12 protein-coding genes are annotated in these 11,781 nt (G+C 49.6%); 10 read left to right on the forward strand and 2 right to left on the reverse strand.

Annotated elements, in window-relative coordinates; translation table 11 throughout:
* The first annotated feature begins 212 nt into the window (after positions 1 to 212).
* Positions 213 to 1,151, forward strand: a complete 939-nt coding sequence (locus A3848_RS05135; RefSeq protein ID WP_074083891.1) for a hypothetical protein — start codon at positions 213 to 215, stop codon at positions 1,149 to 1,151.
* A 95-nt stretch (positions 1,152 to 1,246) separates the two neighbouring features.
* On the opposite strand, the gene A3848_RS05140 is transcribed toward A3848_RS05135, so the two are convergent.
* Complete coding sequence (locus tag A3848_RS05140; RefSeq protein ID WP_074083892.1) at positions 1,247 to 1,648, reverse strand: hypothetical protein; 402 nt, start codon at positions 1,646 to 1,648, stop codon at positions 1,247 to 1,249.
* Between the two features lie 173 nt (positions 1,649 to 1,821).
* Here A3848_RS05140 and A3848_RS05145 point away from each other — a divergent pair, with 173 nt between their 5' ends.
* On the forward strand, positions 1,822 to 2,199 hold the full coding sequence (locus tag A3848_RS05145) for a DUF423 domain-containing protein (RefSeq protein WP_074083893.1): 378 nt from the start codon (positions 1,822 to 1,824) through the stop codon (positions 2,197 to 2,199).
* 103 nt (positions 2,200 to 2,302) lie between these two features.
* Here A3848_RS05145 and A3848_RS05150 read toward each other — a convergent pair whose 3' ends face one another.
* Entirely contained in the window at positions 2,303 to 2,839 is a 537-nt protein-coding gene (locus A3848_RS05150; protein WP_074083894.1) for a hypothetical protein, read from the reverse strand.
* Between the two features lie 219 nt (positions 2,840 to 3,058).
* On the opposite strand from A3848_RS05150, the gene A3848_RS05155 reads away from it, so the two are divergent.
* The 8 genes from A3848_RS05155 to A3848_RS05190 all read left to right on the forward strand — a co-directional run bounded on the left by A3848_RS05155 (position 3,059) and on the right by A3848_RS05190 (position 11,758).
* Positions 3,059 to 3,361 carry a YunC family protein gene (locus tag A3848_RS05155; protein WP_074083895.1) on the forward strand — a complete coding sequence of 101 codons (303 nt, stop codon included), beginning with the start codon at positions 3,059 to 3,061 and terminating at the stop codon, positions 3,359 to 3,361.
* 293 nt (positions 3,362 to 3,654) lie between these two features.
* Positions 3,655 to 4,116 carry a Dps family protein gene (locus tag A3848_RS05160; RefSeq protein WP_074083896.1) on the forward strand — a complete coding sequence of 154 codons (462 nt, stop codon included), beginning with the start codon at positions 3,655 to 3,657 and terminating at the stop codon, positions 4,114 to 4,116.
* A gap of 292 nt (positions 4,117 to 4,408) precedes the next feature.
* Positions 4,409 to 5,191: a Fe-S cluster assembly ATPase SufC gene (gene sufC / locus A3848_RS05165; RefSeq protein WP_074083897.1), complete on the forward strand. Its 783-nt coding sequence runs from the start codon at positions 4,409 to 4,411 to the stop codon at positions 5,189 to 5,191.
* 27 nt (positions 5,192 to 5,218) lie between these two features.
* On the forward strand, positions 5,219 to 6,520 hold the full coding sequence (gene sufD / locus A3848_RS05170; RefSeq protein ID WP_074083898.1) for a Fe-S cluster assembly protein SufD: 1,302 nt from the start codon (positions 5,219 to 5,221) through the stop codon (positions 6,518 to 6,520).
* A complete protein-coding gene (locus A3848_RS05175) occupies positions 6,517 to 7,743 on the forward strand; it encodes a cysteine desulfurase (RefSeq protein WP_074083899.1) in 1,227 nt (408 codons plus the stop codon). Before sufD ends, A3848_RS05175 begins: the two co-directional genes overlap by 4 nt.
* Entirely contained in the window at positions 7,730 to 8,170 is a 441-nt protein-coding gene (sufU, locus tag A3848_RS05180; protein WP_074083900.1) for a Fe-S cluster assembly sulfur transfer protein SufU, read from the forward strand. The genes A3848_RS05175 and sufU overlap by 14 nt, the downstream gene beginning before the upstream one ends.
* 19 nt (positions 8,171 to 8,189) lie before the next feature.
* Complete coding sequence (gene sufB / locus A3848_RS05185) at positions 8,190 to 9,587, forward strand: Fe-S cluster assembly protein SufB (protein WP_074083901.1); 1,398 nt, start codon at positions 8,190 to 8,192, stop codon at positions 9,585 to 9,587.
* 401 nt (positions 9,588 to 9,988) lie between these two features.
* A complete protein-coding gene (locus A3848_RS05190) occupies positions 9,989 to 11,758 on the forward strand; it encodes an ABC transporter ATP-binding protein (RefSeq protein ID WP_074083902.1) in 1,770 nt (589 codons plus the stop codon).
* Positions 11,759 to 11,781 lie beyond the last annotated feature (23 nt).

Here is an 11,781-nt window from a genome sequence, read left to right on the forward strand (position 1 = left end):
AAATCACTCCTTCAGGGTCATTCTAAAAAAGGCTCTTCACCATTGTATTAATTTTGCAGCATGCTGCGTCCGGCGAATGCCTATCCAAGTTGTAAACGGTCCAATCTATATAGCAGAAAGTTTATGCAACCCGGGCGAAGGGTTATTCGTTAATAAGAGTAAGCCTAGCCAGGCGATTCGATTACCGTTTCACCAATGAGGAGGCAGTCAACATGAAATCACAACGTAAACTACCTGTTCTGGCGGCAACTGCTGTATTAATGCTGGCTATAACCGCATGCAGCGGTAATACCCCGGCCGAGGCTCCGATAGAGCCTTCGTCCACCGCCTCTCCCTCTCCGGCACAGAGCACGGCATCACCGTCACCAAGCCCTTCGACTGAACCCAGTTCTTCTTCTGCAACTGAACCCAGTTCATCTCCTGCACAGGAAGCAAAGATGATTCACGGTACAGGTATCTATGTCGGACAGATTGATAATCACTCGGTAGAGATCAAGACAGAAGAAGGAGCAACATCATTTGAGCTTGGTGCGGGGCTGGAGCAGTCTCTAGAGACCTTAAATATGGATGATCCTGTAGTCTTCGAATATGCCCAGCGAAGTGTAGAAGGAGACTCCTCCATTTCACAGCGGGTGCTGTCGAAGCTGGAAAAGTCTGCGGAGAGCGGAAGCGCAGCACCTTCAACAGGTAGACTCGCCAAGACGAAGACACTCAAGCTGACGCTGGAGGGCATGGAGGAAGAAAAGACGGCAACCCTGGCGACTGGAGCGGGATATTCACTCTATGTATTCGATATCTTCACGTTTGATGCGAAGACTGGCAAGCTGGCAATGAAAGTTGATCCCGGGTATTACGCCGAGATTACCAAGCTGCCCTCCGACTTCAATCTCGATGCCCTTCAACTGGAGGGTGAGGAGGAGCTGGCTTCTACTGGCAAAGTGACTGCACTTGGTCAAAAGGAGCGTGACCAGCGGATGACCGGCATCCGGCTCTATCTTACTGCTATGGGATCCGATTTGACCCGGGAGTATGTGGTGAAGGAAATGGACGGGCAGGGATATGTCATCAAGCTGAACATTCCGCAGCGGGAGGCTTCAGAGGGATTTGGACCGCATGTCTATGCTTCGCTGGACAGTATGGTCAGCCGGTAATTCCGTACTGGGCTGCAGTTTACACTAGGAAAAAAAGGGCCGCTTCCGAATAAAATCGGGGCGGCCTCTTCTTTGAAATGGGTAAGTGTTTGGCCTCAGGCTGAACCGGCATTAACGAGTACGGTGGCAATCATCAGCATGAACAGCAGCAGAATGACTCCATTAATTATAGTGCCGATGACAGCAAGTACCCTGCGGCGCTTGCGGAGGGTAAGTCCGATTATGCCGATTACAGCCCCGATCACATTAACCGCTGCCAGGACGAGTACAGACATTCCCAGGTAAAAGATAGACTCTGCAGAATTGGTAATGAAAGAGTCGCTTCCACCTGTGACGGAGGAGACGTTAGCACCTACAACGACAAAGGCAATAATATAGCCGGCAAGGGTAATCAGGGCGATAACAAACGAGGCAATACCGGGGCCGGAATGTTTGAAATCCCGGGGGTTTTCTTCATACAGAACTTGCTCTTCTTGTGGCGGAGAATAATCGTCCATGTGAGGCACTCCTTGTATCCTATTTGATATAAATGATGGTAGTACCCACTTTTCCATAAGATGGCGGCAAATGCAAGCCCGGTTTGCAAAATGTTCCAAACTTACGGCTGCTGGAAATACAACGTCCAGGTACGGTAAGATAGGAGAAGTTCAATAGAAGGAGCTGTGTATCCATGCAACGAAGATTTATAGCCTATGGAGCCTTGCTGGTCATGCTGTCTGTCGGCATAGGCGCGTTCGGAGCGCATCTGCTTAAAACTGTGATCAGTGAAGACTACCTGAAGGTCTACGAGACCGGTGTGCATTATCACATGATTCATGCGCTTGGACTGATTCTCATTGGGCTGGCGGCAGGTCAATGGGGGGAGAGCTCACGTCTGCGCTTAGCGGGACGGCTGCTGATGCTGGGGATTATTTTCTTCTCCGGCAGCTTGTACATGCTGAGTATTACCGGCATTAAGGTGCTCGGAGCGATTACTCCTCTTGGCGGGGTATGTTTTATTGCCGGGTGGCTTTGTCTGGCTTGGGAAGCTTTTTCACGAAAAGATTGATGGATACTCAGAACGAAGACCATAAAAATACAAACAAGCACCTGCCCCGAAGATTCCTTCCGGGACAGGTGCTTGTTTGTCTGGTGGTGAAGGTGTACATGGTCTACGAAAATTCGTCGATTTCATTGAGCTTGAAAGTATACACTTGCTTCTCATCCACATGATATACACTGAGTGAATTGGCGGCTTCATCAAAATTCAGGATACGGCAGGGCATAGACACCTGTTTGCCGTGCCGGTTAGCGCGGAGCCGGACCAGTTGGTTGTTCTGAATGTATAGTCTGATTTTACCGTACGCATCTGCAGGAGTTGCCGCAGTTGTAGCCGCAGGTGTGACTGCGGGGACATTCTTGGGTTCAGGCTTTTCAGCCTGCTTACCCGGTTGCTTCACTGGCAATTTAAAAGGTACATGAGCAGCCGTGGCGGGTTCCTGCTTCAGTGCAAGCTTCGCGGACCGGAGGAGGTTATCAATTGTTTTTCCGAGCTCAAGACCTGAGTTAATGTTGAAATCCGTGATTTTCTCATTGCTGTTCAACATTTCAAGCAAGTATTGCAGTGCAAGCGGGTTAGTACGGGCGTTGATCAGGATGTCGACATTGAATAAATAATTGCCGTCCGTGTGTTGTAGTTTCTTGTCCATAAATCCCCCAGCTTTGTCAGTAGACACTATTGAAAATACTATTTTAAAAGTATATAAACTATACCATTAATTCATGAATAAGCATATACCTCCTTATTGGGAAATCAGGACTATTGACCCTCATTTAGCGGAGAACTAGTCCTTCATCCGCACACTGATCCCCAATAAAGCATACACATACAACGTGATGGAGGATCAAGAACAAGGAGGTCATGTTGGTTGGTTACCATGGAGCCTGTTGTCGTAGGTGGTCATGTAATGATTGGTGTCGAAGTAAAGCTTCCCAAGACTACGCTGCTGTCGATCAGCACGGATAAAGGGTATATCATGTGCGGAGCGCTTGACGTGGGGTTGCTCAATGGAACGCTTAGCGACCGCAGGATTATAGCAGCCCGGGCCGTTGGTGTGCGGACATTGCCGCAGCTTCTGTCTGCACCTATGGAGTCCGTAACCATAGAAGCTGAGAAGCTGGGAATTGTACCGGGAATGACCGGGGCGGAGGCCTTGCTTCTTATGCTGTAAGCTGCTCTCACCCTGCCCGGTACTTTATTAAGGGAGGCCTCCGGGCCTCTTTTTGCTGCTTCCACCACTTCAGTCCAAAGTTGATACTTCTGGAAAAGCATAAGCCGGACAGGCTTGGCTCATCCTACAGAATAAGCCATCAACAAGGAAGGCGTTCAGACTTGGTGTCTTGCACCAGAAAGGATATTTCATGTTTCGTCTCCAGTATGAAAGGGTAAATTCAGTATAGACAACTGCATGCCGGACCATGGACAGGCAGCCGGCTAAATTATGGATAAGGAAGGGATATTACAATGGCTAAAGCATCTGGCAAAGTCAACACAACTTCACTCGAACAAGTACTCAACCGTGAGGTTGCAAACCTGAACGTACTATACGTCAAAATTCATAATTATCACTGGTATGTGAAAGGAGAGCAATTCTTCTCCCTGCACGTGAAATTTGAAGAACTATATGATGATGTTACCCTCAAAATGGATGAGGTGGCTGAACGTCTGCTGAGCATCAAGGGCAGTCCGGCGGCTACCATGAAAGAATATCTTGAACTGGCTACCATTCAGGAAGCTACAGGCAAAGAAGATACCCGCGGCATGGTTCAGACCCTGATTGAAGACTTCGCCACCGTGGCCGAAGAGCTTACTGAAGGCATTGAGCTGGCCGAGCAGGTGAGTGATCAGCCAACGGCCGATTTGTTCATCAAAATCCGCAGCGATTTGGAGAAAAACCAATGGATGCTGCGTTCTTTCCTGGGCTGATCATCCATTGCGAATAATCGCATCTACAATAGAAGTAAAGCCTCCAGTACGGGGGCTTTCTTTTTTGATTTTTTTCAAATACAAGACTTTAAATGATTACATGGATTGAAAATAGATATTTGTAAAAAAACATGGTTTGTAATAAAATTAGTGAGAATCATTGATAATCACTCCGTTACACTTTATAATAATTATAATATGATATAAAATCTAATTTTGCTGGCATCAGGGATAACCTGTTACAATACAGCTTTCTGATTTCGCAAATCGAACAATGGGGGGAAACATTATTATGGCAGCAGATTTTGTCATTGAGGGACTGAAAGCATCAATTGAAGGAAAAGAAATTCTGAAGGGAATTAACCTTCAAATGAAGGGCGGCGAAATTCACGCCATCATGGGACCGAACGGTACCGGTAAAAGCACCCTGGCTTCGGCTCTGATGGGTCATCCCAAGTACGTGGTTACTGAGGGTACGGCTGTTCTGGAAGGCGAAGACCTGCTCGAAATGGCTGTGGATGAACGCGCGCGTGCCGGTCTATTCCTGGCGATGCAGTATCCAAGTGAAATTAGCGGTGTAACGAACTCCGACTTCCTGCGCAGTGCGATCAATTCCCGCCGTGAAGAGGGAAGCGAGATTTCCTTGATCCGCTTTATCCGTCAAATGGAAGCCAAAATGAAAGAACTGGATATGAACCCTGAGTTTCTGCACCGCTATTTGAACGAAGGCTTCTCCGGCGGCGAAAAGAAACGCAACGAAATTCTGCAAATGATGATGCTGGATCCTAAGATCGTCATTCTTGACGAAATTGACTCCGGCCTTGATATTGATGCGCTCAAAATTGTCGCTGAAGGCGTCAACTCCATGCGCAGCCCGGAACGCGGTTTTCTTGTGATTACCCACTATCAGCGCCTTTTGAATTACATCAAGCCAGATTATGTGCATGTCATGATGCAGGGACGGATCGTGAAATCCGGCGGCTCCGAACTGGCCGAGCGTCTGGAAGCAGAAGGTTATGAATGGGTAAAGGAAGAGCTTGGCATTGAAGATGAAACTGTAGGACAGGAAGCTTAAGAGACGCCAGGAAGGAGGAAACCACTTATGACGACGCAAACCATTCTTCCGGTGGATGCACAGCTGCTCAGCGAATTGTCGCAGAGCAGCGGCGAACCGGGCTGGCTGAAGGACAGCCGTTTGAACGCACTTACGCTGGCCGCTGGGCTGGCATTGCCGAAATTGGAGAAGACCCGGATTGACCGCTGGAATGTGAATACTTATGGAAGCTACAAAGCAAGCCAGACCATTACTTCACTTAGTGAAGCCCCTGCTTCTGTTGCGGCTCTGATCAAGGATCAGGAGGAAGGCAGTCTGATCATTCAGCGCAACTCCAGCGCCGTGTATGTCCGGCTTGCTCCGGAGCTAGCGGCTCAGGGCGTTATTTTCACTGATCTGCAAACAGCAGTCAAAGAGCATGGGGATCTGGTGCAGCGTTATCTGCACAAAGCTGTCCTGCCTGACGAGCATTCCATTGCTGCGCTGCATGCGGCCCTTTGGAACGGCGGGGTATTCCTCTATGTACCTAAGAACGTCATTATTGAGACCCCGCTGCAGGCGGTTCTGCTCACAGATGATGCTGAAGCTGCTTTTGTTCCGCATATTCTGATTGTAGCCGAAGCTAATAGTTCTTTGACCTATGTCGACAACTATGTATCGGACAAAGCGGAAGCCGGACTACACAACGGTGCGGTGGAAGTATTTGTAGGCGCTGGTGCCAAGGTGCGTTATGCTACGGTTCATCAGCTGGGTGAGGATACGACCGACGTGACTTACCGGCGCGCTATTGTTGAGAATGATGGAACGATTGAATGGATTGTAGGCGAGATGAACTACGGTGATACCGCTAGCGACACCAAGTCCGTGCTGAAAGGCAACGGATCCAGCTCGGATGCCAAAGTCATCGCAGTGGGATCGGGCGCGCAGAAGCTCAGCTATACAACACAGGCCCAGCATTTTGGCAAAAACACACCGAGCGATATGATTACCCGTGCAGTAATGCGCGATTCCGCAACCTCTATTATTAACGGTATTACGAAAATTGAGAAAGGCGCAACCCGGGCCGATGGCCAGCAGACGGAGAAAGTTCTGATGCTGAGTCCCAAAGCACGTGGCGACGCCAACCCGATTCTGCTTATTGATGAAGACGATGTTACAGCAGGCCATGCCGCTTCCGTAGGACAGGTCAATTACGAGCAGGTGTACTACCTGATGTCCCGGGGGATTTCACGGCATGATGCAGAAACACTGATTATATACGGCTTCCTTGCACCTGTAGTGTCGCAAATTCCACTGGAGGGACTGCGCAATCAGCTCCAATCTCTTGTGGAAAGGAAGTTAGGCCAATGATTAACAGCGCCATCCGGGAGCAATTTCCCATACTGAACCAGAAAATCAACGGACATCCTCTGGTGTACCTGGACAGCGCGGCAACCTCACAGAAGCCGCGTCAGGTCATTGAGGCCGTGAAGTCTTATTATGAATGGGATAACGCTAACGTGCACCGCGGTGTCCATACACTGGGCAGCCGCGCTACGGATGCATATGAAGGAGCCCGCGAGAAGCTGGCCAAATTCCTTCATGCCCGCAGCACGAAGGAGATTATTTTTACCCGCGGTACAACAACCGCCCTGAATATTGTGGCTTCGTCTTACGGCCCGGCCCATGTGGGTGAAGGCGACGAAATTGTCATCACCCAGATGGAGCATCACAGCAACTTCATTCCATGGCAGCAGCTTGCGAAGAAGACAGGGGCAACCTTGAAATTCCTTCCGCTGCAGAAGGATGGAACGATTACACTTGCAGATGCCGAGGAGACGATAACGGATAGAACCAAGATCGTCGCCATCGCCTATGTCTCCAATGTAATGGGTGTTACCCATCCGGTAAAAGAGCTGGCAGCCATCGCTCACCGTCACGGCGCTGTAATTGTTGTGGACGGAGCTCAGAGCACACCGCATATGAAGGTGGATGTTCAGGACCTGGACTGCGATTTCTACGCATTATCCGGTCATAAGATGCTTGCACCTACAGGTATAGGCGCCTTGTATGGCAAAAAAGCCTTGCTAGAGGCAATGGAGCCTGTTGAGTTCGGCGGTGAAATGATCGATGATGTGGGTCTGTATGAATCCACCTGGAAAGAGCTTCCATGGAAATTCGAAGGCGGTACACCGATTATCGCCGGTGCTGTTGGCCTCGGGGCAGCGATTGATTTCCTTCAGGAAATCGGGATGGATGAAATACACCGCCACGAGATGGAGCTTGCCGCATGTGCGGAAGAGCGCCTCTCGGAGGTGGACGGACTGACTATTTATGGTCCTCGCAGCCGGCAGGTCGGTGTGGTCACCTTCAATCTTGGGGATGTTCATCCTCATGATGTGGCTACTGTGCTGGATGCTGAAGGCGTTGCTGTCCGTGCCGGGCATCACTGCTGCCAGCCGCTGATGCGCTGGCTGCAGGTCAGCTCGACCGCCCGTGCCAGCTTCTACCTGTACAATTCGGAACAGGATGTAGATGCGCTGGTGCAGGCTTTAATCAAGGCAAAGGAGTATTTCGCCTATGAACTTGGATGACTTGTATAGACGCGTAATTATGGATCATTATAAAAATCCCCGGAACCGTGGTTCTTTTGCAGATGACGCTCTGAAGATTGAACTGAACAACCCAACCTGCGGTGACCGCATTACGCTTCAGCTAAAGGTGGAGGACGGCATCGTCAAGGATGCCCGTTACAGCGGCGAAGGCTGTTCAATCAGCATGTCGTCGGCTTCCATGATGACGGAAGCGGTCAAAGGCCAGACCGTCCAGCATGCACTCGAGCTGGCTGACCGCTTCTCCTCCCTGATGAAGGGGGATGCAGTGGATTTTGGAGACTATGAAGATATCGAAGCCCTTTCCGGTGTTAATAAATTTCCGGCGCGGATCAAATGTGCGACCCTCGCATGGAATGCACTTCGCAAAGGTATAGACGTGGAAGAAGAGCATCATCAAGAACACTAAAAACAAGGAGGCTGACACCATGGCTAAGAAAGCGCCTGATATGGAAGAGTACCAATACGGGTTCCGTGACGAGCATAAGTCGATATTCCAGTCTGGTAAGGGACTTACGGCCGAAATTGTTAAAGAAATCTCCGCCATCAAGAATGAACCGGAGTGGATGCTGGAATTCCGTCTGAAATCTCTGGAGCAATTCTACAAAATGCCGATGCCTAATTGGGGCGGTAATCTTGACGAGTTGGATTTTGACGAAATCCAGTATTATGTAAGACCATCCGAGAAGCAAGGTAAGACTTGGGAGGAAGTTCCTTCCGAGATTAAAGAGACCTTCGACAAGCTGGGTATCCCGGAAGCGGAACAGAAGTTCCTGGCCGGGGTCTCCGCGCAGTACGAATCCGAGGTTGTCTACCACAGCATGCAGAAGAGCCTTGAAGACCAGGGTGTGATCTTCACCGATACTGACACAGCACTACGTGAGCACCCGGAACTGTTCAGAAAGTTCTTCGGTACGATTATCCCGCCTACGGATAATAAATTTGCTGCACTGAATAGTGCGGTATGGTCTGGCGGAAGCTTCATCTATGTTCCAAAGGGTGTGAAATGCGAAGTGCCTCTCCAGGCCTACTTCCGTATTAACTCCGAGAATATGGGCCAGTTCGAGCGTACACTGATTCTTGCCGATGAAGACAGCTTCGTGCATTATGTAGAGGGCTGTACGGCTCCAATCTACAGCACAAACTCGCTTCACAGTGCGGTGGTTGAGATTCTGTGTATGAAGAACGCACGCGTTCGTTACACAACCATTCAGAACTGGGCACCGAATATCTACAATCTGGTTACCAAACGTGCCGTTGCGGAAGAGAACGCTACGATGGAGTGGGTCGATGGCAACATCGGTTCCAAGCTGACCATGAAATATCCTGCAGTGGTACTCAAAGGCCGCGGAGCCAAAGGTTCTGTATTGTCCATTGCGGTTGCCGGCAAGGACCAGCATCAGGATGCAGGTGCCAAAATGATTCACTTGGCTCCGGACACGACTTCGACGATCGTCTCCAAGTCGATCAGCAAACACGGCGGTAAGGTAACATACCGTGGTCTTGCTTCCTTCGGCCGTAAGGCGGAAGGTGCGAAATCCAACATCAAATGTGATACGCTCATTCTGGATAACCTGTCCACTTCGGACACGATTCCTTACAATGAGATCATGAACGATAACATCGTGCTTGAGCATGAAGCGACTGTCTCCAAGGTCTCCGAAGAGCAGTTGTTCTACCTGATGAGCCGGGGCCTTACCGAAGCCGAAGCGACTCAGATGATCATCATGGGCTTCATCGAGCCATTCACCAAAGAGCTGCCGATGGAGTATGCGGTAGAAATGAACCGTCTGATCAAGTTCGAGATGGAAGGCTCCATCGGTTAACAAAAACAAAAAGTAAAGGGCAGAAGGCGAACTGTAAAGTTCGTCTTCTTCTTGATTTAGGCTGTCTTCTTTAACAGATGAATCTGTTTGAGAAGGCAGCTTTTTCGTTGCGTCAATTTATTCGGAAAGAATAAATATACATAAAATACATTAAAAGTCTGTACTCACCAGCAGGAAAACAGGCTGAATCTTGGATAATCTTAATCCAATAGGATTTTGGAGGAAATGGAAGCATTTAAAGCTGAAGCTGTCCTTTTCCTGGAGAGGAAGACCGATTCTTTCGGGAAAAACCGAGAAAACGGTGATTTCTCCCCTTTGCCGCATTAAATCAGGGGTGATAAACTGCATAAAGTCACTAAAAATGGAAGCGCTAAAAATCTAAAGCTTTAAGGAGGAGAGATATGGATGTTCTCAGGCAACTGCGGGGCTTTTATCGGGAGAAGCTGCACTATCTGATTCTGTCGATTGTTTGTTTGGCGGCCGCAACTGCAGTGGGGCTTATTACCCCCAACTTGTTAAGACGTTTGATTGATGATGTTATTGTGCCCATGAAGTTTACTGAGGTGCCCGTTCTTGCTCTAAGCGTATTGGCTGTGGTTTTTGTTAAGGCTTGTCTGCAGTTTGGGCATGGATTTTTCGGAGGACGGCTGGGTAACTTTCTGGCCTACCGCCTGCGCAATGCCTGCTATGAGAAGCTGCAATTCCTGTCTTTCCGCTATTATGACACGGCGAAGACAGGTGACCTGATGTCCCGGCTGACCGGGGATCTTGAGGCCATCCGGCTGTTCATCGGCTTCGGATTTGCCCAACTGCTCAATGTGTTTTTTATGGTGCTGTTTGGCTCCATTATGATGTTCACGATCAATTGGCAGCTGACCCTTGTCACACTGATCACTATGCCGTTTCTGGCTGCTGTTGCATTCCGATTCGAATCCAAGATTCACCCGGCCTTTCAGGAGATGCGGCTTGCGCTTAGCGCTCTTACAACGGCTGTCCAGGAGAATGTTACCGGTGTGCGGACGGTCAAGTCGTTCGCCAGAGAATCCTTCGAGGTAGAGAAGTTCTCACACCGTAATGAACGCTACAAGGATAATCAGATTTTTGCCGCGGAGCTGTGGAGCAAGTTTTTTCCGGTGATGGAGCTGTTGGCATCGGTCAGCGTAGCGATATTGCTCGGGGTTGGCGGAACACTGGTCATTAAGGGACGGATGTCGCTTGGCGAGCTTGTAGCCTTTTTCAGCTTAATCTGGTATATTATCGGCCCTGTCTGGGGTCTTGGCTTCCATATCAACAACTATACGCAATCCAAAGCTTCGGGAGAACGTGTGCTTGAGGTGCTTAACCAGCCTATCGATGTAAAGGATAAAGATAATGCCCGTGAGCTTGTGGCAGCTGAAGTAAAGGGCGAAGTCGTCTTTGATCACGTGACATTTGCCTACGGCAACAAAATGCCTGCAGTCAAGGACATTCATTTCAGCGCCAAGCCAGGGGCGGTCATCGGGTTCCTGGGCGGTACCGGCTCCGGGAAGTCAACCATTATCCAGCTGATGATGAGGGCTTATGATGTGAATAAAGGCAGCATAACCCTGGATGGTGTCGATATCCGTGAATATAATGTGCGCAGCTTGCGGTCACAGATTGCTACGGTTTTCCAGGAGACGTTCCTGTTCTCCTCCTCCATCCGCAACAATATTTCGTACGGCCTGAAGAATGTGAGCATGGAAGAGATCATCCGTGCCGCACAATTAGCGAAGGCTCATGATTTTATTATGGAAATGCCGGACGGGTATGATACGGTGGTTGGCGAACGGGGGATGGGACTCTCAGGCGGTCAGAAGCAGCGTATTGCGATTGCCAGAGCACTCCTGAAGAATCCGCGGATTCTAATCCTCGATGATGCCACCAGTGCCGTTGATATGGAGACCGAGCATGAGATCCAGGCCGGATTCCAGGAGGTTATGCGCGGACGGACCACCCTGATTATTGCCCACCGGATCTCCTCGCTGCGGCATGCCGATCAGATTATTGTCATGAATGAAGGTCATATGGTTCAGCAGGGTACCCACCATGAGCTGATAGAGGTTCCTGGTCCTTACCAGGATGTCTACCGGATTCAGTATGCTGATTATCTGGCCAGGGACAATGGAAGAGGGGCAGGTGATACGGCATGAAGCTGGAAGCTAACCAAGAGAAA

The sequence above is a fragment of the Paenibacillus sp. P32E genome (assembly GCF_001909085.1).
Lineage (GTDB): Bacteria > Bacillota > Bacilli > Paenibacillales > Paenibacillaceae > Paenibacillus_AQ > Paenibacillus_AQ helianthi.

Coding starts and splice junctions, on each gene's coding strand:
- A3848_RS05135 (WP_074083891.1), top strand. CDS start 213: ATGAAATCACAACGTAAACTACCTGTTCTGGCGGCAACTGCTGTATTA.
- A3848_RS05175 (WP_074083899.1), top strand. CDS start 6,517: ATGATTAACAGCGCCATCCGGGAGCAATTTCCCATACTGAACCAGAAA.
- A3848_RS05145 (WP_074083893.1), top strand. CDS start 1,822: ATGCAACGAAGATTTATAGCCTATGGAGCCTTGCTGGTCATGCTGTCT.
- sufB (WP_074083901.1), top strand. CDS start 8,190: ATGGCTAAGAAAGCGCCTGATATGGAAGAGTACCAATACGGGTTCCGT.
- A3848_RS05190 (WP_074083902.1), top strand. CDS start 9,989: ATGGATGTTCTCAGGCAACTGCGGGGCTTTTATCGGGAGAAGCTGCAC.
- sufD (WP_074083898.1), top strand. CDS start 5,219: ATGACGACGCAAACCATTCTTCCGGTGGATGCACAGCTGCTCAGCGAA.
- sufU (WP_074083900.1), top strand. CDS start 7,730: ATGAACTTGGATGACTTGTATAGACGCGTAATTATGGATCATTATAAA.
- A3848_RS05160 (WP_074083896.1), top strand. CDS start 3,655: ATGGCTAAAGCATCTGGCAAAGTCAACACAACTTCACTCGAACAAGTA.
- A3848_RS05140 (WP_074083892.1), bottom strand. CDS start 1,648: ATGGACGATTATTCTCCGCCACAAGAAGAGCAAGTTCTGTATGAAGAA.
- A3848_RS05150 (WP_074083894.1), bottom strand. CDS start 2,839: ATGGACAAGAAACTACAACACACGGACGGCAATTATTTATTCAATGTC.
- sufC (WP_074083897.1), top strand. CDS start 4,409: ATGGCAGCAGATTTTGTCATTGAGGGACTGAAAGCATCAATTGAAGGA.